At 39.6% G+C, this 22376-nt stretch carries 19 protein-coding genes and 1 pseudogene; 14 read left to right on the top strand and 6 right to left on the bottom strand.

Going from position 1 to position 22376, the window contains the following annotated elements; genetic code table 11:
- Positions 1-9 precede the first annotated feature (9 nt).
- Together ACT4_RS08665 and ACT4_RS08660 are read right to left on the bottom strand one after the other, a co-directional pair.
- Positions 10-567 carry a hypothetical protein gene (locus tag ACT4_RS08665; protein WP_007481433.1) on the bottom strand — a complete coding sequence of 186 codons (558 nt, stop codon included), beginning with the start codon at positions 565-567 and terminating at the stop codon, positions 10-12.
- 37 nt (positions 568-604) lie between these two features.
- Complete coding sequence (locus tag ACT4_RS08660; RefSeq protein WP_004878121.1) at positions 605-1144, bottom strand: DUF924 family protein; 540 nt, start codon at positions 1142-1144, stop codon at positions 605-607.
- 192 nt (positions 1145-1336) lie between these two features.
- Here ACT4_RS08660 and gshA point away from each other — a divergent pair, with 192 nt between their 5' ends.
- From gshA to ACT4_RS08630, 5 genes and pseudogenes are all read left to right on the top strand, one after another.
- Positions 1337-2914 (top strand): glutamate--cysteine ligase, encoded by a 1578-nt coding sequence (gene gshA / locus ACT4_RS08655; protein WP_007481431.1) that lies wholly within the window; start codon positions 1337-1339, stop codon positions 2912-2914.
- Positions 2915-2932: 18 nt separating this feature from the next.
- Entirely contained in the window at positions 2933-3430 is a 498-nt protein-coding gene (locus ACT4_RS08650) for a disulfide bond formation protein B (protein ID WP_007481429.1), read from the top strand.
- A 165-nt stretch (positions 3431-3595) separates the two neighbouring features.
- The gene (locus ACT4_RS08645; RefSeq protein WP_007481427.1) at positions 3596-6442 is read left to right on the top strand and encodes a type VI secretion system Vgr family protein; all 2847 of its coding nucleotides are present in this window, start codon (positions 3596-3598) and stop codon (positions 6440-6442) included.
- Between the two features lie 2 nt (positions 6443-6444).
- Positions 6445-7760 (top strand): annotated as a pseudogene (locus tag ACT4_RS16810) (LysM peptidoglycan-binding domain-containing protein).
- A complete protein-coding gene (locus ACT4_RS08630) occupies positions 7747-8229 on the top strand; it encodes a hypothetical protein (protein WP_139023479.1) in 483 nt (160 codons plus the stop codon). Before ACT4_RS16810 ends, ACT4_RS08630 begins: the two are co-directional and overlap by 14 nt.
- A gap of 283 nt (positions 8230-8512) precedes the next feature.
- On the opposite strand, the gene ACT4_RS08625 is transcribed toward ACT4_RS08630, so the two are convergent.
- A complete protein-coding gene (locus ACT4_RS08625; protein WP_007481419.1) occupies positions 8513-9859 on the bottom strand; it encodes a hypothetical protein in 1347 nt (448 codons plus the stop codon).
- A 263-nt stretch (positions 9860-10122) separates the two neighbouring features.
- Between ACT4_RS08625 and ACT4_RS08620 the strand changes: the two genes are divergently transcribed.
- The 7 genes from ACT4_RS08620 (at position 10123) to urtE (ending at position 18491) form a co-directional block, all read left to right on the top strand.
- Positions 10123-10713, top strand: a complete 591-nt coding sequence (locus ACT4_RS08620) for a YqiA/YcfP family alpha/beta fold hydrolase (RefSeq protein WP_004878115.1) — start codon at positions 10123-10125, stop codon at positions 10711-10713.
- 14 nt (positions 10714-10727) lie between these two features.
- The gene (parE, locus tag ACT4_RS08615; protein WP_004878114.1) at positions 10728-12611 is read left to right on the top strand and encodes a DNA topoisomerase IV subunit B; all 1884 of its coding nucleotides are present in this window, start codon (positions 10728-10730) and stop codon (positions 12609-12611) included.
- Positions 12612-12871: 260 nt separating this feature from the next.
- On the top strand, positions 12872-14152 hold the full coding sequence (gene urtA, locus ACT4_RS08610; protein ID WP_004878113.1) for an urea ABC transporter substrate-binding protein: 1281 nt from the start codon (positions 12872-12874) through the stop codon (positions 14150-14152).
- A 93-nt stretch (positions 14153-14245) separates the two neighbouring features.
- A complete protein-coding gene (urtB, locus tag ACT4_RS08605; RefSeq protein WP_007481416.1) occupies positions 14246-15880 on the top strand; it encodes an urea ABC transporter permease subunit UrtB in 1635 nt (544 codons plus the stop codon).
- 4 nt (positions 15881-15884) lie between these two features.
- Positions 15885-16955: an urea ABC transporter permease subunit UrtC gene (gene urtC / locus ACT4_RS08600; RefSeq protein ID WP_007481415.1), complete on the top strand. Its 1071-nt coding sequence runs from the start codon at positions 15885-15887 to the stop codon at positions 16953-16955.
- A complete protein-coding gene (gene urtD, locus ACT4_RS08595) occupies positions 16956-17783 on the top strand; it encodes an urea ABC transporter ATP-binding protein UrtD (protein ID WP_007481413.1) in 828 nt (275 codons plus the stop codon).
- Positions 17784-17792: 9 nt separating this feature from the next.
- Positions 17793-18491, top strand: coding sequence for an urea ABC transporter ATP-binding subunit UrtE (gene urtE, locus ACT4_RS08590; protein WP_004878106.1), 699 nt, complete (start codon positions 17793-17795; stop codon positions 18489-18491).
- 213 nt (positions 18492-18704) lie between these two features.
- Here urtE and ACT4_RS08585 read toward each other — a convergent pair whose 3' ends face one another.
- The 3 genes from ACT4_RS08585 to ACT4_RS08575 form a co-directional block, all read right to left on the bottom strand.
- Entirely contained in the window at positions 18705-19445 is a 741-nt protein-coding gene (locus ACT4_RS08585) for a hypothetical protein (RefSeq protein ID WP_007481410.1), read from the bottom strand.
- A 71-nt stretch (positions 19446-19516) separates the two neighbouring features.
- Positions 19517-20062 (bottom strand): GNAT family N-acetyltransferase, encoded by a 546-nt coding sequence (locus ACT4_RS08580; RefSeq protein ID WP_007481408.1) that lies wholly within the window; start codon positions 20060-20062, stop codon positions 19517-19519.
- 136 nt (positions 20063-20198) lie between these two features.
- Positions 20199-20924 carry an outer membrane protein OmpK gene (locus tag ACT4_RS08575; RefSeq protein WP_004878102.1) on the bottom strand — a complete coding sequence of 242 codons (726 nt, stop codon included), beginning with the start codon at positions 20922-20924 and terminating at the stop codon, positions 20199-20201.
- Between the two features lie 373 nt (positions 20925-21297).
- Here ACT4_RS08575 and ACT4_RS08565 point away from each other — a divergent pair, with 373 nt between their 5' ends.
- Together ACT4_RS08565 and ACT4_RS08560 are read left to right on the top strand one after the other, a co-directional pair.
- Positions 21298-21660 carry an HPF/RaiA family ribosome-associated protein gene (locus ACT4_RS08565; protein ID WP_007481406.1) on the top strand — a complete coding sequence of 121 codons (363 nt, stop codon included), beginning with the start codon at positions 21298-21300 and terminating at the stop codon, positions 21658-21660.
- A gap of 144 nt (positions 21661-21804) precedes the next feature.
- Positions 21805-22350: an ankyrin repeat domain-containing protein gene (locus ACT4_RS08560; RefSeq protein WP_004878099.1), complete on the top strand. Its 546-nt coding sequence runs from the start codon at positions 21805-21807 to the stop codon at positions 22348-22350.
- Positions 22351-22376: the final 26 nt, after the last annotated feature.

The following is a 22376-nucleotide window of genomic DNA, read 5'->3' as shown; positions in this document are numbered from 1 at the left end:
CCTTTAAATTTATTTTTTGTTTTCAGGTGGCGCAGGTGGTTGTAGAACTTCACCTGTTGGACTCAACCCATATTTTTGTCCCAAGGATTGCAAGATCAACTGAGCATCAAATGCATCAGGGGATTGTTCCTGAGTCTTGAAACATTCAATAGTATACGACACTTGGATTGGATCAATATTGACCACTTGTGGCATATCATAGAATGGATCAGGCCAAAAGGCGGGATGACGACGATAATAACCATAAGGGTAGTAATTAGGTGTTGGATAAATAACGGCCTGACGTTGAGCCTTGTGGCGTGCATTACTTGGATCATCCATAACGGTGAAGTAACGGAAGCCATTTTTCACCGTGGTTTGTGCAGCTTTTAATAAGGTAATTTCCTCTGCTGTACCATAACTCAAATTATTATCAGCTTGAAAACCGACTCGGAAAGTTTTGTTATTTAATGGATAAGCGGTAAATTGGCCGAGCTGATCAAAGGTTCTCGGTTGAGTGGGTAAGCTTGCACATCCTGCCACTGTCAAAGCGACAAGGAGAGGGGTGCACATTAATAAACGTTTCATATGCAATTCCTATGGTTTAAAGCCGTGGGAGTAAGGCTTAAAAACTACTATTCGGTTGTGTTAAAAACTCAAGTTCTTCTGCTGAAGAGTCGCGTCCTAAAATTTTATTTCGATGTGGATATCGACCAAAACGGTCAATAATCACCTTATGTTTTTTCTCAAAACTGAGATTAATTTCATTGCCTAAGCGTTGAAACAGTTGCAATGCAAATTCATGAATGACTTTTGATTCACTATGCATAAACGGCATATATAAAAAAGAGCGTTGATCAGGGCTTAACTGAGCATCAAGTTGTAAACTAATTGCTTCTTGTGCCAGTATCAGGGCAATTCCATCATAAGCAAAGGCTTGAGCCTGATCTCGATATAGATTACGAGAGAATTGATCAAGGATAATAATTTCAGCGAGCCGTCCTTCTGCTGTTTTGCGCCATGACCAAAGTTCCCCTTGGCTTGCTTGTTGGTGAATTGTTTGAAAAAGCGCATGAATTTTTGCATCAAATTCATCACTTTTCGCATACCAAAGTGAGCGATGATCTGGATCAAACCAAAAATCTAGAATATCTTGCGCTTGCATGGGTGAGTACTCTTCGGAAGATTTATTTTCAATAAAATCACAATTTCAGCGTGTCTTATGTAACAAGATTGTGATAAAAATTGCCAAACTAAATCAGATGACTAGCGCAGAATTGTCGTTATAATTGGCATCACAATGAAGTCGTTCCCTTTGATTTGGTCGGCTGATCTTGAATAAGCGAGCATATAAATTATGAATCAACCCAGCACACATTCTTCCTCTGTGATACCAAATTGGGTAGATGCTTCGCTATTAACAGGGATGCTGCGTGGTATAGAGCGTGAAAGTTTACGCATGCAAAGCAATGGATTTTTATCACAAAAAAATCATCCTAAAGCTTTAGGTTCAGCGCTGACGCATCCACATATCACCACAGATTATTCTGAAGCGTTGATGGAGTTTATTACCACGCCACACAACACCATTGCTGCTGCATTAAATGAATTACGCGATATTCATACGGTTGTGCATCAACATTTGGAAGCTGGTGAAAAGCTGTGGCCATTATCAATGCCATGTATGCTGGATGATGATGAAGAAAATATTAAATTAGCCCAATACGGCATGTCTAATATTGGGCGTTTTAAGACCTTGTATCGTCATGGTTTAGGTGTGCGTTATGGTCGCCGTATGCAGACAATCTCAGGTGTACACTATAATTTATCTTTCCCTGAAGAGTTATTTGCCGAATTAAAACAACACGAAAGCAATCCTGAGCTAAAGCAACTTAGCCTACAAGATTATCGGAGTCATCGTTACTTTGGTCTGATTCGTAACTTTATTCGTTTAACGCCATTGGTTATGTATTTATTGGGGGCAAGTCCTTCAGTTTGTCGTTGTTTTTTAACCAATCGTCAACATCATTTACAGCCATTGGTTAAAGGTACACTTTATTTACCAGAGGCAACTGCATTGAGAATGGGGCGTCTGGGGTATCAGAACTCAGCTCAGAAACAATTAGGAATTCATTATAACGACCTGCATGATTATTTAGATGGATTGCAAAAGGCAGTGCATACGCCGTATCCACCATTTACTGATTTAGGTTTGAATGATCAAAATGGCGAACCTATTCAGATTAATGACCATGTTTTACAGATTGAAAACGAATACTACAGTCTTGTCCGTCCAAAACAAGTGCCTGAAGCTGGAGAAACGCCTTCACAAGCATTGAAAAATCGTGGCGTGGGATATGTCGAACTTCGTGCAGTGGATGTGAACCCTTACAGTGAAATTGGGATCGACGAAATAACTGCAGGTTTCTTGGAAAGTTTAGCGCTTTATTGCTTACTGCAAGATAGTCCAGATTTGTTTGATGAAGAACAAGAGCAAGTTGATCGTAACCAAACTGAAGTGGTCAATCGTGGTCGCGCAGCTGATGCTAAAATTGAAGAAGGGCATACAACAACTTCATTACAAGCTTGGGCGCAAAAGCATTTAGATGCTATCAAAGATTGTGCTGTTTTATTAGATCAGATGTCGGCGACATCATTGTATCAAGATGCGCTGCATATTATGCAACAGCGTTTAGATCATGTTGATGCAACACTTTCATCGCATGTGATTGAAGATACTTTGAAGCATGGCGGTACTTGGAATTTTGGTAGCATGATGGCTGAGCAGCATGTTCATCGCTATGATCAACATCAGTTAAGCCAAGAACGAGCTGAATATTTTGAACAGTTAGCGCAAACTTCGTTGCAAAAACAGTCGCAACTTGAACAAGATAACGACACGAGTTTTGAGCAATATCTTGCACAATACCGTTAAAATTTTAGAGGACTTCCCATGCGATGGAATTACCGTTTAGTTAGTGCACTTCTGGTACTGACCAGCATTATTGGTATCTCGTTTGCGTTGTATTTAGAGCATGTTCAAGGTTTAGAACCTTGCCCGCTGTGTATTTTCCAACGTATTGGTCTCATTGGAATGGGGCTAGTGGCGCTGATTGCATTTATTCATAATCCTATTTCAAATGGTTTTAAGCGGTTTTATGCATTATTGGCAACCTTATCAATTGGTTGGTCTGTTGGTGTTGCCGCTCGCCATGTTTGGTTGCAGCATTTGCCACCAGATAAGGTGCCTAGCTGTGGTCCAGGCTTAGACTATTTAGTTGAAGCATTGCCAATGAAAGCAGTTTTCCAAGAAGTGCTTTCAGGTTCTGGTGAATGTGCTGCAATAGATTGGACTTTCTTAGGTCAATCACTACCTGTTTGGTCGTTTATCTATTTCCTTTTGATTTTATTGGTTTGCTTATGGCAGTTATTTAGAAAGTATCCAAAATAAATATGATTTAGATATTTTAAAGCCCTAGAGATCATGGTGTTTCTAGGGTTTTATTTTTGGTTGAAGATTGAGATCTAGAATTAAAAAAACTACGCATAAGATGTAGACAGATAGGTCTGTTTTTTGTAAAGTGCCGCTGATTATTTACACTATTGATTATAAAAAATGCTTTTTAATATATTTAATGTATTTGAAAAAATGGGGCTAAATGCACAGAAGCGTGCGATACACGTACAATTTTCTAATAACCTTCTGAATAGTCAGGTTTTTCTTCAGAGAATACAAGGGCAGCACCAACTTAATTCAGGTTTAGAGGCTGAATTAATTTGCCTTTCAACCAATGCTCTAATTCCCTTAAAACAATTTATTGGGACGCAGGTTGCAGTTGATCAGGTTACCGACTCAGGACAACTGTTTCGAACCACGGGAATTGTAACAGAGGCCAGTTATGGACAAAGTGATGGTGCTTTAACGCTATATAAATTGACCATAAAAGATGCGACTAGTTTATGGCATAAACGTCGTAATAGCCGAGTTTTTATGAATAAAACGATTGTGGAAATCACAGAAGTTTTATTCAAGGAGTGGCAAGGACGAAGTCCACTTTTTGCAACAAGTTTAAGTCTTGATTTGAGTGGCTTAAGCCAAAATTACGACATTCGTCCATTTGCGATGCAACATAATGAGTCAGATTACGACTTTCTTACACGTTTATGGCGCAGTGAGGGTGTGAGTTGGCTCGTTGATGAAGCTGAACTTTTTGTACTTCATTCGAATATACCTATCAAAGCCCAAAAGCTGCGATTGATTGATGATAATAGTCATTATGAAGCTTTAGCTCGACGTAGTATTCGTTTTCACCGTAGCAGTGCAACAGAATTCCAAGACAGCATTACGGATTTTGTTGCGATACGCAGCTTGCAACCGACTGCGGTGCATGTGCAACGTTGGCAGCCCGATGCTTTAGCACAAGACGAAGGTGCAGGCTCAGTGGTTACAACTCATAATCATTCGGAAAGCTTTGATTCTGCCAGCTTAAGCCTTGAGCAAGCATGGCATATTAGCCCAGCTTGGATGCAAGACTTGCAGGGGGAAGACCAAGCCACTCCTTCTGGGAACAGCCAGTTAGAAAAACTGAATCAACAATTCAATGACATGTATGCCAGCCAAGCCAAATACTTTAAGGCTTATAGTACGGTGCAGGATAGCCAAGTTGGTTATTGGTTCAATTTTAGGGAGCATCCTGAAATTGATCTGCATAATGGGGTTGATCAAGAGTTCCTAATTATCGCCAAAAATTTCTATAACCAAAATAATTTACCGAAAGATATTCAGCAACAAGTTAACCAATTATTAAGTCATAGTCGTTGGGAACAACAACGTTATGAGGATGCTGAACGTCAAGGTAATGAACTGACTTTAATTCGTCGTCAAATCAAAATTATTCCTGAATATGATCCAGAACAGCATCGTGCTATAGCCTATCCACAACGTGCCAAAGTGGTTGGCCCTGAAGGCGAAACCATTTATGTAGATGAGTGGGGGCGTATCAAAGTCCGCTTTCTATTTACCCGTATTGACGATCATGGACATGATGGTGGGGCAGGTAGCAATGACAATGACACTGATTCAGCATGGATCGATGTCCTCACGCCTTGGGCTGGGGAGGGGTATGGTGCACGTTTCTTACCACGTATTGGTGAGGTGGTAGTCATAGACTTCTTTGATGGCAATATTGACCGTCCTTTTGTCACCGGGCGAATCCATGAAGCGCAGCGTTCACCGACCAAGTTTGATATTAAAGGACAGCTTCCAGATACCAAAAAACTCAGTGGTATCCGTAGTCAGGAAGTTAATGGTAGTGGTTTTAACCAGTTACGTTTTGACGATACGACAGGGCAAATCAGTACGCAGTTACAAAGTAGTCATGCTGCGACACAATTGAATTTAGGTAATTTAAGTCATCCTAAAATTCAAGAAACTAGTAATGGTCGTGGAGAGGGCTTTGAGCTTAGGACCGATGCTTGGGGCGCTGTACGTGCTGGCAAGGGTATGCTGATTAGTACTTATGCCCAAGAACAGGCAATTGCTGATCATTTGGAAGCCCAATCTGTGAAACAACAATTGCAAGCTAGCCAAGGTAATGCCAAGGCACTTAGTGAAGTTGCCAAGAATCAGCAGACTGATGAAATTGAATCATTAGAACAATTAAAAGAATTTGCCGCGGGGATTGAGGAGAAGATTGCTAAGTTTAATAAGGCAATGCTGTTACTCAGCTCACCAAATGGTATTGGTTTAAGTAGTGATGAAGATATTCATATCTCTGCGGATGAGCAAATCAATCAGACCGCCAGCGGCAGTATTAATCTAAGTTCACAAAAAAATCTGATTGCTCATATACAAAACAAGATTAGTTGGTTTGCAGCTGAAAATGGCATTAAGCAGGTTGCAGCGAAAGGAAAGTTTGAAATGCATGCACAGTCAGATGGAATTGATTTCTTCGCCAAGAGAGCTATTCAGATAATTTCAACAGAAGATAAAATTTATATTACTAGCCCTAAGGAAATTAGCTTTACGGCTGATGGATCTGCATTAAAAATCAATGAGTCTGGTATCTTTCTTATTACTAGTGGTAAGTTTGAAGTTAAAGCCGGACAACACAAATTTAAGGCTGGGCAGCAAGTTAAAGTAGAGGTTCCCACTTTACCTATCGTTGACGAAATCAAAACATTCACTAATAAATGGGATTTTTATGACTTATTTTATGAGTCTAATTTTTCAGAAGTAAAATATAAATTAATCAATAATAAAAATAACTCCTATGTTTCAGGAACTTTGGATGCGCATGGACGAACTCAGCGTATTAATACATCTAACAACGATGATCATGACATTCTCATCGGTACCGATGGTGACTGGACAGTTTCATTGGATGATGGAATAGAGGTTGAAAATTTTGAATACAACTGTAGTTGTTCGCATGAAGATCATCTGGATCAGGAAGAAATATAAGTATGGATTGTTTAGCTAATATAAAATTTTTGGATGCGCTTAATCAGCCTATTAATGGTTTAGTTCACCAACTTTGGATCGGTTCAATACTCATTTCTGATCATGTTACTTCTACTAGTGGAGAATCTGTATGGATTAAACGTCCAGTTGGAACAATTATTGATGTTCGGGTAAAAAGTCTTATATCTGGAGAATATAAATCAAAAGTTAAAATACAGCTTATTGGTGAAAAGACCATATTCATTGTACGTAGCCCAAAAGTTTTATTAAAAGGTGTAAAACTTTCGGCAAAAGATGTAGCTACGGGCACTTATGTAAGATCAACCTATATTGTTGCAGATGGAGACTATCTAGGTAGAATTGCGGATGATAATCATACTACTATAAACGAATTGATAAGAATTAATAACTTAGAAAGCGATTCAGATATTCGGCCTGGGCAAATTTTAAAGATCCCTATTAAAAAAACAGAAGCGCAAACACCATCATCTGAAGTTAAGCAAAAAATACAAATAGTAAATCCAAGTCAGCAAGAAAAACAAAAATTATTGTTGTTCAACAGAATGATTCTTTAGCCTTAATTGCTAAACTGACTAGTAATACAGTTGATGAAATAAAAAAACTCAATGGTCTAAGTAGTGAGAAGCTTGGTCAAACGCAAAAATTAAAGGTCTATGATCGTCAAGTAGCATCTATAGTAAAAAAAACGCAAATATTAAAGAACAAAGAAGAGGAAAAGCCAGTAACGCTACCAAAAGTTACGCAAGATGCATCAAAGAATAAGGAAAAGGCTCCTATAGTAAAAATAGAGTCTAAGGCTCAGGCCACCTCTAAAGTTTCTCAAAGAAATGAAAAGGCAATTGCAAGGTTGCATCCCCAAGTGAGGGGATTAATTAGGAAGTTTATTAATGATGTATATCTAAAGCATCAAATACAGCTTGTTATTGTTCAAGATTATAGAACATATGAACAACAAGATGCTTTATATGCAAAGGGTAGAACAACTTCCGGTCGGATTGTGACAAAAGCTAAAGGTGGTCAAAGTAATCATAATTTTGCCTTAGCTGTTGATATTTTTCCATTGTGGGCAGATGGTAAACTTCATATGGATGCAAAGTCAGATGCTGAAAATATTAAAATTTTGAAAAAGGTTGCGCCTATAGGAAAGAGTATTGGGTTGGAGTGGGGCGGAGACTGGAAGTCAATTACTGATAATCCACACTTTCAATTAAAAACAGGCAAGACTATGTCTCAGCTTAGACAATTAACTAAAGATGCTGGTGGAGACCCTTTAAAGGTGAAATATGATGTTAAATAAGAAGCTTTTTCTCGTAAAAATTACTACTATTATTTTTATATTCTTAACGGGTTGTAATCTATCAGCTAAAACAAATCCATCTTCTGAAAAGGTTTTTGAGCTCGATTTAACAAATCAAGGAATTAGCTCCGAAGGTGGGGGGATAGAATTGGAAAAGAGCGGGAAGAACTGTTTCCTTATACTTAGTATTTATGGAGAAACAGGTCAAGAAAAATACAAGTTTAAATTTAATAAAAATAATTTGATATCAACTAATTATGTGAATTACAGATATAGAAATGGATTGATAAATATCGATGACGATCTTAAAGATCTTATTGCAGATGATCATAGTGAGCTAAGTGATAGTGATATGGAGTTGGTTGTCGATAAAGTATTTATTGGAAGCGAAAACATAAATATTACCCAAAAGTTTAATACATATAAGCGGAAAGTACCTTCCAACATTTTAATTAAGAACTGTAACTAAACTTTAAGAAAACCATTTAGTTATCGAATTTAAATGGTTTTTATCTGTAATGGCTTATGCAGCTCAAATCTATTCTGAGTTCGCGATACACTATGACGGGGTTCTTTTTGAGATATATGCAGTCATATCCTACTAAAAAGTGAAGCTTTGAAAGAATAGAAGAGCTTATGCGCTAAAAAAATGTGCTGCTTGGAGTGATTAGGTACTTAGGTACCAATGTAACAACTTATCTTTTAAATATTTTTGTAAAAAAAAGCTCAGCTATACAGCTGAGCCTTTTACTTTAAGTCTCAACAATTCCTTCTAGATCATCAAAGGTATAATTATTTGGGACATTGATCATATGTGTTTGAACGCCATCCTCAATAACTTCACCGACTTCTGGATACAACCAACGGGTGATTTGTTCAGCTACACTTGAATGATATTGAATTTCAAAATGATTCAAACCATAGAATACGGCTTTATGCGTGTCAGGTAATTTCAGTTGGAAACGAGGATTAGGGTGTTCACCTAAAGCGCTTTTTACACTGACGAGATAATCCCCAATTACTTTAAGTGCTTTATTTTTTACCTTTTCAAACTCTAAAGTTCCAGCAATCAGGAATGTGTTGATATGTGAGGGTAATGGCGCTGGCTTACGATTGTCATCTGCAAAGCCGATACGTGCGTCATTATGTTCCCAATCATCATCACGAACACTACCATAACGCAGATCGAGTATCCCATTACTACGCACATTCACTAATTGACCAATAAGACTGATAAAAGGGAAAGCACCTAATTTATCTTGTAAAATAAAACCAAAGCGTTCAAGTACCGCACCATGATGAGGCGAACCGATACAAACGAGGTTCTCAACCATGTGAACCCATTGATATAAGTTCTGTTTTCCATAAAACAATGCACTACGAGAGACTAATCCACCCATACTGTGACCGATTAAATCGATACTGGTAATACGTGGATTTCGTTGTACTAAGTCTTCCAGTACATTGGCAAAACTACGACCATTCGCGGAAATACGACGGCCTGTGTTGTAGTTAAGGTACAGCATCGTATTATTGTCACGTTGTGCTAAGAGGCGTTCACCAATCCCACCATAACGTTGATTTGACCAACTTAAATGGTTCATACATAAACCATGTGTCAAAATCACAATACGCCCAGTCAGCTCACCTTGCTGTAATGATCCATAATGATCATAAAGCACCATTGGTAAAGCCATTGGATTGTGCTGTTTCAAGAAGAAATCACCAAAGATTCCATTAAGTGCACCAACTACAAAATGAAGGGTTGGATTCAATGGTTTATCATGCAAAACAGGAAATTTCTCAACGATATGGCGTAAACTTGGTGCAAGAAAACTGCTACCGTATTTTTGCAGTGCATCATAAGAAAATTGATAAAATTTCTGTAGTTGCGGCAATTTTTGTAATTTTTTTGCTTTTTGTGCGCTTAAACCAAGTGTAGTCCTTAACACTTCAGTTTGCACCAATTGCACCAATTCGTGAACACCGCTTAAACTTGTGCTCACAAGTTGTGCCAAACCTTCCAAAACATCTGCCTGACTTGGGGGCGTACTGTCCCATTTGCAGTAGGTTTCATGCAGAGGTGTTAAACTTGGCATTTTTATTTCCCCATCCTTGATATATATACCGAAGGTTTGAAGTTATTAACTTATCATTGTTTAGATAAACTACAACAAACTCTTACATCTTATGTCTTTCATAAGTAATTTTTTTAGAATACTGATGAACGGAGTACAGTATCGTTATTTGTGTCGGACAATATCGAGCTTAAATGTAATTTATATTGTTATATGTTTATCTATTAAGCAGAATAATGTGATTTATTTCACAGCAAGTCAAGTTGTTGTCTATTTTGGTGCGTATGGAAATTATATATTTACACGGCTTCCGTAGTAGTCCGATGTCTATAAAAGGGCAACAATTGAAACATTATTGTGCAAAATTAGGCGATGTGCATGTTCATCTCCCTGATTTAAATCTTTCTCCAGATCAAGTGATTAAACAAGTTTCTGCCTTGATTGAGACATTACAAAATCAAAAAGTTGTGTTGGTAGGGAGTAGCTTGGGAGGTTTTTATGCGACATACTTTGTCGCCAAATATGCTTGTCCAGCTGTACTGATCAATCCTGCTATGCAACCATGGCAATTATTTCAAGATTTATTTGGGATTGAGCAAATACCACTCAAAGTCACCGAATCATGGACACTTGATCATGATCAATTGCAGCAATTACAATCGATTGCTGACACGAAGTTACGTCATGCTGATAAAATTCTCGTGCTATTGCAGCAAGGCGATGAGGTCTTGGATTATCGTCAAGCACAACGTTATTATAGTGCAGCAGGTCCATCCTCATTGATTTTAACCGACGCTAATGGTAATCATGCAATGGATGATTTTGAAGAAAAATTACCCTTAATTCTCGAGTTTTTATCGGCAGCCATCCAATAAGGAAGTCAGACCCAGTGACACAATACACGGCACAATCCCTTGAAGTTCTTTCTGGTTTAGATCCTGTTCGTCGTCGACCAGGCATGTATACCGATACCTCGCGTCCAAACCATTTGGCGCAAGAAGTGATCGATAATGCTGTGGATGAAGCACTCGCAGGACATGCAAGCCAGATTTGTGTCACGGTTTATGAAGATGGTTCTTTATCAGTAGAGGATAATGGGCGTGGCATGCCTGTTGATATTCATCCTGAATATGGGCAAAGTGGTATTGAGATTATTCTGACCAAGCTGCATGCAGGTGGCAAATTTAGTACCGATAATTATCAATTCTCGGGTGGTCTACACGGTGTTGGGATTTCCGTGGTCAATGCTTTATCTACGCGTGTTGAAGTTGCCGTTCAACGACAAGGCAATTTGTATCAGATGGCCTTTGAGCAAGGCGAACCTGTTGCTCCTTTGTCTGTATTGGAGGGTAAAGTTGCAAAACGTGCGACGGGAACAACAGTACGTTTCTGGCCAGAAGCCAAGTATTTTGATAGTCCAAAATTTGCATTAAAAGCACTGAAACACAATTTAAAAGCCAAAGCAGTTTTAGCTGCAGGTCTCAAAATTACTTACGACGATAAGATTAATAAAGAAAAGATCGAGTGGCAGTTTGAAAATGGTCTAGTTGACTATTTAATGGATGAGTTGGAAGACCGAGAGATTTTACCAAGTCCTGCATTTGTGAGCAGTGGACAAGCAGAACGTGCTGCATGTGAATTTGCGATCTGTTGGAATGTCGAAGGTGGTGAACAAATTCAAGAAAGTTACGTCAACTTGATTCCAACCGCACAAGGCGGTACTCATGTGAATGGGCTACGTTCAGGTGTAACTGAAGCTTTACGTGAGTTTTGTGAGTTACGTAGTTTGTTACCACGGAATGTCAAACTTTCTGCTGAAGATGTTTGGGATGGTGTGAATTTCATTTTATCTTTGAAATTTCAAGAACCTCAGTTTTCAGGCCAAACCAAAGAGCGTCTATCGAGTCGTGAAGCATCCAATATTGTTTTGAATATTGCCAAAGATGCCTTTGCTTTATGGTTAAACCAACACGCCGAGATTGCGACACAATTGGCTGAGATGGCGATTGCTAAGGCTGGACGTCGTTTAAAAGCTGCAAAGAAAGTTGAGCGTAAAAAAATTGTTGCAGGGCCAGCCTTACCTGGAAAATTAGCAGATTGTGTGGGCTTAACGCGTGAAGACAGTGAATTATTTATTGTCGAGGGAGATTCTGCGGGTGGGAGTGCCAAGCAAGCGCGTGACAAGAATTTCCAAGCGATTATGCCGATTCGTGGAAAAATCCTGAATACGTGGGAAGTGTCCTCGGATGAAGTTCTTGCCTCGCAGGAAGTGCATGACATTGCGATTGCGATTGGTGTTGATCCAGGTAGTGATGATTTGTCTGAACTACGTTATGGCAAAATCTGTATCCTTGCCGATGCGGACTCAGATGGTCTACATATCGCAACTTTACTCTGTGCATTGTTTGTGAAACATTTTCCTGCCTTAGTCGAAGAAGGTCATCTCTTTGTGGCGATGCCACCGCTATTCCGTATCGATATTGGTAAAGATGTGCACTATGCCTTGGATGATGACGAACTTGAAACCATCTTGAAAAAGATCAAAGGCAATAAAAATCCACAAATCACCCGATTTAAAGGATTAGGTGAGATGAATGCCAGTCAGCTACGTGAAACGACGATGGATCCGAATACACGTCGTTTGGTGCAATTGGACTTGGATGATGCACATTTAACTGCTGGTTTATTGGATAAGTTACTTGCGAAAAAACGTTCAGCCGATCGTAAGCATTGGTTAGAACAAAAGGGTAATTTAGCGGATATCGTGGTGTGATACCGGATCAAAAATAACTTTTAAGAGCCAAGCACATGCTTGGCTTTTTTTCTTATTAATATTATTGAGTCTTTTATTGAATAAATTTGCATCATTTTAGGTCAGGAGGTATTTTTTGTATGCAGTGTTGTATACAAGATTGGATTTTTATCCAAAAATTATAGTTAATATTAATATAAAACAATAATTTAAATTGTTGGCATAGAAATTGAATAACTCCATTCAGTAAAGATCAAAATATCAATGGGTGGAGAAAAAAGATGCAAAATAAATTCATGTCAATGTCTGTGTTAATGGCAGCGATGATGGGGGTAGGCTTGGTCGGTTGTTCTAAGCCAGCGGAAAAAACAGAACAAACAAAAACAGAATCCACAGCGACACCAGCAGCTGATGGTGACACGATTAAAGTGGGTATTCTTCATTCACTTTCAGGCACGATGGCAATTTCTGAGACATCACTTAAAGATACTGCCCTCATGACCATCAATGAAATTAATGCCAATGGTGGGGTATTAGGCAAAAAATTAGAACCTGTTGTTGTTGATCCTGCATCTGATTGGCCTTTGTTTGCTGAGAAAGCACGTCAGTTAATTACGCAAGATAAAGTGGCTGTAATTTTCGGTTGTTGGACTTCAGTTTCTCGTAAATCTGTTTTACCTGTTGTCGAAGAACTCAATGGGTTGCTGTTCTATCCAGTGCAATATGAAGGTCAGGAACAATCTAAAAATATTTTTTATACAGGTGCTGCGCCGAACCAACAAGCGATTCCAGCTGTTGAATATTTAATGAGTGACGAAGGCGGTAAGGCTGAGCGTTTTGTTTTACTCGGTACGGACTACGTTTATCCACGTACCACCAACAAGATTTTACGTGCTTTCTTGAAGTCTAAAGGCGTTGCCGATGCAGACATCATGGAAGAATACACGCCATTTGGTCATAGCAACTATCAAACCATTGTTTCAAATATCAAAAAATTCTCTGCGGGTAAAAAGACTGCGGTGATTTCAACCATCAATGGTGATTCAAACGTTCCTTTCTATCGTGAGTTGGGTAACCAAGGCATCAAAGCATCAGATATTCCAGTGATGGCTTTCTCTGTCGGCGAAGAAGAGCTACGTGGTATTGATACTAAACCGTTGGTCGGTCATTTAGCATCATGGAACTATTTCATGTCAGTTAAAAATCCGAAAAATACGGATTTTGTGAATAAATTTAAGCAATACGCGGTCGAATATAAATTGCCAAACGCAGACAAAGTCGTGACCAACGATCCAATGGAAGCGACTTATGTCGGAATCAATATGTGGAAACAAGCGGTTGAAAAAGCAGGCACAACCGATGTTGATAAAGTTCGTGATGCAATGGCAGGTCAAACCTTCGCAGCACCATCTGGCTATACCTTAAAAATGGATGAGAGCAATCACCATTTACACAAGCCCGTGATGATTGGGCAAATCCGAGCAGATGGACAATTTGATGTGGTGTATAAAACCCCTGAGACCATCAAAGCAGAGCCTTGGAGTCCATATATCCCTAAATAATTTCTTTCAAACCTGCTGTTTTAAGCAGCAGGTTTCTTTATTTTCATTTTCCGCTTCAATCATTTCAAAAATACAGTAAATAAGGGGAGTCATATGGCGAAACAATATGTTTTGGCGCTGCTCTGTGTCATGGCGCAAGTGATTTTTAGCCCTGTATGGGCAGAGCAAGCCACATCGACGATAACACCAACAACAGTGACGCCTATAGCTTCTCAAGATGCAATTCAAACTTTTGTTCAAGCAGATTTTGCAACACGCCGAGCGATGTTGAATCAATGGCCTGCAAGTATTGAGGAGCTTGATCAATTGGTTGCTTATATTGATCAAAATCAGCTCTATACTGATAGCGTGGGACATACTTATATTCTGCAAGATGATGAAAAATTATTAAGCTATCCACAACAACAAGTCATTGAAAACTGGCCTGCGGACTTATCTCAAGTGACGTTGGTTAATACTTTACGCAAAGCTTTAAATTTCGGACAAGCCAAAGTTAAGCTCAATTCAAATGACGCATCGCAACGTTTAGCAGCGGTTGATATTTTAGAAAATAATTTGGATGAGCTAGATATTGCAACGGTAAAACAACTTTATCTGAATGAGAAAAATGATCAGGTCAAAGCACGTTTAGCGCAATTGAAAGCGCGTTTAGATTTTAACAGTACCGATGAGTTCACCAAGATTGAAGCGGTCAAAGTTCTTTCAGACTCTAATCGTCCTGATGTGTTGGCATTGATCGAACAGAGCTTAGCTCAACCACAAAATAATGCTGTATTAAAAACAGCTTTAGTCGATGCGCAAAAGAAAATTAAAACACGTATTCAAATGAGTGAATGGTCTGGGCATGTATTTTCGGGTCTAAGTACAGCAAGTATTTTACTTCTAGCGGCGTTGGGACTTGCGATTACTTATGGTTTGCTTGGTGTCATCAATATGGCGCATGGTGAGCTGATCATGATCGGCGCGTATACCACTTATGTAGTGCAAAGCTTCTTTAAAACCCATTTTGCTGGCTTAGTCGATTGGTATTTATTGGCTGCGATTCCAGCTGCATTTTTAGTGAGTGCTTTAATTGGTATGTTGATTGAACGCACTGTGATCCGTCCGCTTTATGGTCGTCAACTTGAAACATTATTGGCAACTTTCGGGGTCAGTCTGATCCTAATGCAAGCGGTACGCATGATTTTTGGTGCTCAGAATGTTGAAGTTTCCAATGTGGCATGGCTCAGTGGCGGGATTGCCGTTACTCCAAGTTTAATGCTGCCGTATAACCGTATTGCCATTATTGGCTTTACTGTTGCGGTGTTGCTGTTGTTGCTGTTCTTACTTAATAAAACTCGTTTTGGTTTATTCGTGCGTGCAGTGACGCAAAACCGTCAAATGGCGCGTGCGGTGGGGATTCGTTCAGCGCGTATCGACATGATGGCATTTGGTTTAGGTTCTGGTTTAGCAGGCCTTGCAGGGTGTGCTTTGGCTCAAGTGGGCAATGTCGGGCCTGACTTGGGACAAAACTACATTATTGATGCCTTCCTTGTTGTTGTGGTGGGTGGTGTCGGTCAAGTTTGGGGTGCAGTACTTGCTGCGTTAGGTCTTGGGATCAGTGGTACGGTCTTGGAGATCGGTCTAGGTGCTGTTCTTGCAAAAATTATTCTCTTGGTTCTTGTGATTTTGTTTATCCAAAAGCGTCCACAAGGTTTGTTTGCCATCAAAGGTCGTTTCGTGGAGTAAGCCAATGAAAATCACTTCTCTCTTTGCAGATAAACCGTATAGCGCCGTCGCGATTACAATTTGCTTTGCAGTATTGATGGCACTACCGTGGTTACATTTACTTTCTCCAGATTCTGCATTTTATTTGTCTGCTTACTGGATCACCTTGATTGGCAAAATTATGTGCTTGGCCTTAGTCGCATTGGCATTGGATTTGGTTTGGGGCTATGCAGGCATTTTGAGCTTAGGGCATGGTTTGTATTTCGCTTTAGGTGGTTATGCGTTTGGCATGTACTTAATGCGTGAATCGGCAGGTGATGGCTTGCCTGATTTCATGCGCTTTTTGAGCTGGACAGAATTGCCTTGGTATTGGATCGGAACAGAGCATTTTTTATGGGCCTTGGCTTTAGTCGTACTGGTTCCAGGCTTAATTGCTTTCATCTTTGGCTTCTTTGCTTTCCGCTCAAAAATTAAAGGCGTGTATTTCTCAATTATTACCCAAGCCATGACCTTTGCGGCAGCGCTATTGTTCTTCCGTAATGAAACAGGCTTTGGTGGCAATAATGGTTTTACTGGTTTTAAAACGATTTTAGGTTTTGACATCACCTCAGCACCGATGCGTGCCAGCTTATGTTTTATGACTGCTTTGGTTCTGATGTTGTGTTTTATTGGTTTACGTCAATTGATGAATCGCCCTTATGGTCGTGTGCTTGGCGCGATTCGAGATAGTGAAAATCGTTTGCAATATCTGGGTTATCGCACGCTTTGGTACAAGCTGTCTGCATGGGTGCTTTCTGCGGTGATTGCAGGCATTGCAGGGGCGCTGTATGTCCCGCAGGCAGGCATTATCAATCCAAGTGAAATGAATCCTGTGAATTCGATTGAAATGGCAGTTTGGGTCGCAGCAGGTGGTCGTGGCACATTGATTGGACCAATTTTAGGTGCTGGTTTGATTAATGCAGTGAAAACTTATTTTACCGTGGCAGCACCAGAAGCATGGTTACTCATCCTTGGCGCATTGTTCATTGTGGTGACTTTATTCTTACCAAAAGGTGTGATTGGTTTATTTGACCGTTTTAAAAAGGAGAGCAATTAAATGAGTGATTTATTAACAAACTCTGCTCAACATGGCGGTCAACTCGGTGAGGGCTATGGTCGTGCTAAACCTCAAGGCGCTGACTTTAGTCATGGTATCGCACTTTATTTAGAAAAAGTCAGTGTTTGGTTTGATTCGTTTCGTGCCTTGAATGATTTATCGCTGTATATCGCAGAGGGTGAATTACGCTGCATCATTGGTCCAAATGGTGCAGGCAAAACTACCTTAATGGACGTGATCACAGGCAAAACTCGTCCGACGACAGGCACGGCTTTTTTTGGGCAGAATTATGATCTTGCCAAAATGAGTACTGAACAGATTGCGGAAGCAGGAATTGGTCGTAAATTTCAAAAACCAACGGTATTTGAAAATTTCACGGTGATGGAGAATTTACTTCTCGCAGCGCCGCGAGACAAACGAGTCAAGAAAAGCTTTTTTAGTCGTTTAGACCCTGAAGCGCAGTTGGCATTAGATGAGAGTTTGCAGCAAATTCGTCTGCAAGAGTTCATTCATAAACCCGCAGGCTTATTGTCACATGGTCAAAAACAATGGTTGGAAATCGGTATGTTGTTGATGCAACGTCCGAAACTGATTTTGTTAGATGAACCCGTCGCTGGCATGACCGATGCAGAGACAGAGCGGACTGCTGAATTGTGTTTAGAATTAAAAAAGAATCATACCTTGGTGGTGGTGGAGCACGATATGAGCTTTATCGACACCATTAGTGAAAAAGTCACAGTCTTGGCACAAGGTGCAATTTTGGCAGAAGGCACATTGGCAGAGGTTCAAGCCAATGAAGATGTAATTGAAAAATATTTAGGACGCTAGGAGACTGCCATGTTAGAAGTTAAACAAGTCAACCAGTTTTATGGTGGCAGTCATATTCTTCGTGATGTGTCTTTGTCTGCCCCAGTCGGCGAATGTAGTGTTGTGCTTGGACGTAACGGAGTGGGAAAAACCACATTGCTCAAGTGTTTGATGGGGATTCTGCCGATTAAGTCGGGGGAAATATTATTGGATGGAAAAGACATCGCAAAAATGACACCTGAGCAGCGTGTTCGTGCCGGTTTAGCTTATGTGCCCCAAGGTCGTGATATTTTTTCGACATTAACCGTTGAGGAAAATATTTTAATTGGTATGGCTAAATTTTCAGGGGCTAAAACGCGTAAAGTTCCAAGCCATTTATATGAGATTTTTCCTGTTCTTGATGAAATGAAACATCGCCGTGGTGGTGATTTATCGGGTGGTCAGCAACAACAACTTGCGATTGCGAGGGCTTTGGCATCAGAACCTCGTGTCTTGATTCTGGATGAGCCCACAGAGGGCATTCAGCCATCCATCATTAAAGATATTGGTCGAGTGATTCGCAAGCTCGCCGATCAAGGGGAAATGGCAATTATTTTGGTTGAGCAATTTTATGATTTTGCCGAAGAGCTCGCGGATGCCTATACGGTAATGGCACGTGGGCAAGTGGTCGCTCATGGGAGAGGTGAGGAGATGCCTGAAAAAGGGATTCGGGAGTTGGTGGCGATTTAATATTCTTCAACTAATGATTTTTTAGCTGTTTTCTAAGTCATGTGCCTGAGTGATATATTTTACTTTTGAAAGATCAAAAGTAACAAAAATCTTTTGTTCGACTGACGGTACGTCCTTGTAACCGCAGTCGAACAAGGCGACATCCATGTCGCCTGTCACAATAGTGAATGGTGGGTAAATACAATTTAGAAAATTAAATGGTTGGTACTAGATTTATTTGCCTTCAACCTTATAAAACGTGCCACCAGCATAAACATTGTGTCCAAAGCCACAGGTTGAATCACCATTATTTTGCTCAACCTCGATTTTTTGACCATTTTGTAGGTCATCTAAAAACTGTAGTTTGATGGTGCAATCTTCATAACGATAGCTGGCTTGCTTTGATGTAACAGGCATGTTGGTGTCAAATTGACCCATATTGGGACCATAAATTAGACCTCTAAGTCCAAAGTAATAACCATCAAAGTCGATTTCATATTTATTTTGCTTTTTACTCACCTTGATGTAGTCCCATTGCCCAAAACCATTGGCTCGGACATAAGTACCTTGTAAATCTTTGGTGATCTGGGGTTTTGGGAGCTGTTTTAAGTTGTATTGACTGGTTTTCGAGTCTTTATTTCTAAGAAACCAAACTCTTGCCCATTGAGGTTTTCCAAGTTTGGCATAGCTTAAACCGACATTATTATTGGCGATTTCTATATCACGATCGCTGACTTGGATACCGCTTTCATCAGCATTTAATTTACAGAAATGTGCCCATGCTGCTTGGTCTTCAAATTGTTTTACTGCTTTAGCATACTGTTTTTGATCGTAGAGCTTCTTACCTTGCTGGGCATATTGTTTTACTTTGGCACAACCTTGTTGTAACTCTTCTGCAAAAGAAGATTCAGCAAAACTGCTTGCGGAAATAATGGCAGTGATGGCGATGAAACTGAGCTGAGATATTTTAATCATTTTCAATATTTTTAAAGTTGCTATGGCAATAGTTTATCCAATGATGATGGATTTGCGCTGTGATGAAATTGTTAGTTGCTGAGCTGTAGTTGCATCCAAACTAAGTCTCGCCAAGTTCCCTTTTTTTGTCCAACTTGGGGCATATAACCCGTTTGTACAAAACCAAGCTGTTCGTGTAGCACAATTGAACCCATATTTTCACTATCAATTGCGGCAACCATAATATGCATCTGTTGCTGTTTTGCCAGATGAATCAATTGTTGCATGAGCGCTTTTCCCATCCCTTTACGGGCATAACTTGGATCGATAAACACAGAGTGTTCAATTGTTTGACGATAACCCGAAATACTCCGAAAACTTGCATAATAGGCATAGCCCGCGATTTTCTTGAGTTGCAAATCCTCAACCACAATCATTGGAAATTGTTGTTCTTGTAAGGTTAGAAAACGTTGTCGGTAGTCTGCAAAAGAAACAGCCTGATCGTTCCAGTTCGCTGTTCCATTTAAAATCTCTGCATTATATATCGCGAGAATTGGTTCGAGATCGTGTAAGTTAGCAAAACGAATTTGATAATCTGATGAGAGTGTTGTTGGAGCAAGTGAAATCAGAGCTGACATGGGTGAGACCATCAAAGCAGATTAAAAATATAGATTAAATCATATTTCAATACGAGAAATATCAAGTGATTCCAATATGATCTCTACAAACAAAAACAGCAAGGAATTCCTTACTGTTTTTTTCATTCTAATTGGCTTAGAAATGATATTTGATCAAAGCACTGACGTTGTTTTCGTCACGGTTTTTAAGACCAAATTTGTTATTCCAAACAGAATGTTCAACACCTAAATATAAGCGAGTGTCTGGTGAAATGTGTTTACCGACATTCCACTTATATTGTGTTGTCCAGTTGAGTTCGCTCGCATGATCTTTCTCACCCGTAGACCAGTCAAGGAAACCATCAACCAAGAAATCTTCGTTAGATACTTTAAATGGCAATGCATATGCGATCGTCATTTGATAGTCATCAGCAGTTTTTTCGTTGTTTGCGCGATAGAAATTCACATTCGCATATTGGAAATATGGAATTGCAAGATCGAAACCTACGCCGTATAAGAAGTTATCAAAACTAGAGAAATCATCATTGTTACTTTCCCAAGTCGTTGAGATCAAAACATCTTTCACTGGACCAAAAGCAAGTTTTTGACCTGAAATTTCGCCTAGGCTTAAACGTGGAGAAAGTTCGAAATAAGTGCTTTTATGATCGTCGCTACCACGCATGCGATCCATAAAAAAGAATACATCGGCATATTTAACTTTTGCCGCATATTCAACAGTCAAAGTTGTTTGTTTTTCATCAACAACTTCGTAATTTTCACCATATAAACCAGTTAAGCTGAAATCCTGCCAAATTGGTTTCGCCTGAGCGAAAGCTGCTGTAGATACCAATAGACATGTAGCCGCAAGTTGCTTCAATTGCATTTAAAAAATCTCCCCCACAAAAGGCGTGTAAAGCATACAAGTTATGAAGCAAAAATAAAGCCAAATTTGACCAAATGCTCAAAAGAATTGTATACGGCAAAAATCAACTTAAAAGACAAGGCTTGAGCGCTGACTTTTTAATCATATTTCGATGAAAATCTGCAAAATCAGCTTGCATATTTATAAGGAAAGACAGATATTGGAATGAGAGAAGATCTTCTAAATGACTGAAACGCAACAGATGTGAAGCAAGGAGACGACAAGCATTTACATAATCAAAATATACAACTGCACTGAATGAATGCATGCTCAAAGTGTGCTGAATAAATAAAGTTTCGTAGAACCGTCTCACAGAAAAGAGAGGAAGATATTTATGAATATTGAAATCCGTACAGATAAAAACATTCAAGGTAGCGAACGTTTAATTAGTTATGTCCGTGCAGAACTTACGCAAGAATTTCAACGCTATAGCGAGCGTATTACACATTTTTCGGTTCATATTAGTGATGAGAATGGGGAGAAAACGGGCGATCATGACAAACGCTGTATGATCGAAGCTCGTCCAGCTGGAATGCAGCCAATTGCTGTGACTCATAAAGCAGCCAATATTGATGCATCTATTCATGGTGCAATCGATAAGCTGAAACGTAGTTTGGAACATTTATATGAGAAAAAAGACCATCATCGTGGTGGCTTGCCAGAATATGTCGATGTTGAGGTCGATGACGAAGCGTAAATGTCGGTAAAGACATAAAAAAAGCCCTTAGTTGGGCTTTTTTATGTGTGTATCAAATTTATACATGATTTTTGGGTCGTTTTATAAAAACCTGTCAGGATATTCGGCATAATAGAACCATTAAAAATATTGAGAGAATTGGTCATGTTAAGTAACCAACAGCAGACCTTGGTGCAAGCCATACAACAACTCGACTTAAACCAAGTGCAATCTTTGCTTGCTGAAGGACTCGACCCAAATTTTATTGATCCTGAACAAGGTCCTCCTGTCTCAATGATTTGTGATGGTTTATTTGCTTGGTGGGAAAAGATTTGCGAAGCATATGAAGCTGGTGAACCACTCAGTGAGACAGAAAAACAACAAGAACTCCAAGTCTATTTAGATATTTTAGATGCACTGATTAAAGCAAAAGCAAACCTGCATTTATGGGATGCCGAAGAGTTTTATGGTCCACTTTGGGATGCAGCAAGTTCAGCATGTGTACCAGTTGTACAACGTTTGTTGGATGAAAAAGTTGATCCAAATACCCGCGATGAAGAAGGCCTAACTATTTTATCGTCTATTAGTCAGCTGTTCTTTGATTGTGAATTTGATGAAATTGATTGGTCAGAGTCATTAAAAGAAGAGCGCGAAACGCTAGAGTTGCTCCGTCAAAATGGTGCGAAAATGTCAAAAGAGCTAACGGCATAAGCTTAGCCAACAGAATGAAACAGGGG

The organism is Acinetobacter sp. NBRC 100985 (genome assembly GCF_000241225.1).
Classification (GTDB): Bacteria; Pseudomonadota; Gammaproteobacteria; order Pseudomonadales; family Moraxellaceae; genus Acinetobacter; species Acinetobacter venetianus.
The sequence above is the reverse complement of the archived record's forward strand: the minus strand, read 5'-3'. Positions and strand labels throughout refer to the sequence as shown.

Bases quoted from the DNA above. Each gene is read 5' to 3' on its own strand.
- ACT4_RS08645 (WP_007481427.1), top strand. From the start codon at position 3,596: ATGCTTTTTAATATATTTAATGTATTTGAAAAAATGGGGCTAAATGCA.
- urtC (WP_007481415.1), top strand. From the start codon at position 15,885: ATGAAAATCACTTCTCTCTTTGCAGATAAACCGTATAGCGCCGTCGCG.
- ACT4_RS08560 (WP_004878099.1), top strand. From the start codon at position 21,805: ATGTTAAGTAACCAACAGCAGACCTTGGTGCAAGCCATACAACAACTC.
- urtA (WP_004878113.1), top strand. From the start codon at position 12,872: ATGCAAAATAAATTCATGTCAATGTCTGTGTTAATGGCAGCGATGATG.
- urtD (WP_007481413.1), top strand. From the start codon at position 16,956: ATGAGTGATTTATTAACAAACTCTGCTCAACATGGCGGTCAACTCGGT.
- ACT4_RS08565 (WP_007481406.1), top strand. From the start codon at position 21,298: ATGAATATTGAAATCCGTACAGATAAAAACATTCAAGGTAGCGAACGT.
- ACT4_RS08665 (WP_007481433.1), bottom strand. From the start codon at position 567: ATGAAACGTTTATTAATGTGCACCCCTCTCCTTGTCGCTTTGACAGTG.
- ACT4_RS08630 (WP_139023479.1), top strand. From the start codon at position 7,747: ATGATGTTAAATAAGAAGCTTTTTCTCGTAAAAATTACTACTATTATT.
- gshA (WP_007481431.1), top strand. From the start codon at position 1,337: ATGAATCAACCCAGCACACATTCTTCCTCTGTGATACCAAATTGGGTA.
- urtB (WP_007481416.1), top strand. From the start codon at position 14,246: ATGGCGAAACAATATGTTTTGGCGCTGCTCTGTGTCATGGCGCAAGTG.
- ACT4_RS08650 (WP_007481429.1), top strand. From the start codon at position 2,933: ATGCGATGGAATTACCGTTTAGTTAGTGCACTTCTGGTACTGACCAGC.
- ACT4_RS08585 (WP_007481410.1), bottom strand. From the start codon at position 19,445: ATGATTAAAATATCTCAGCTCAGTTTCATCGCCATCACTGCCATTATT.
- ACT4_RS08660 (WP_004878121.1), bottom strand. From the start codon at position 1,144: ATGCAAGCGCAAGATATTCTAGATTTTTGGTTTGATCCAGATCATCGC.
- ACT4_RS08625 (WP_007481419.1), bottom strand. From the start codon at position 9,859: ATGCCAAGTTTAACACCTCTGCATGAAACCTACTGCAAATGGGACAGT.
- ACT4_RS08580 (WP_007481408.1), bottom strand. From the start codon at position 20,062: ATGTCAGCTCTGATTTCACTTGCTCCAACAACACTCTCATCAGATTAT.
- urtE (WP_004878106.1), top strand. From the start codon at position 17,793: ATGTTAGAAGTTAAACAAGTCAACCAGTTTTATGGTGGCAGTCATATT.
- ACT4_RS08620 (WP_004878115.1), top strand. From the start codon at position 10,123: ATGGAAATTATATATTTACACGGCTTCCGTAGTAGTCCGATGTCTATA.
- ACT4_RS08575 (WP_004878102.1), bottom strand. From the start codon at position 20,924: ATGCAATTGAAGCAACTTGCGGCTACATGTCTATTGGTATCTACAGCA.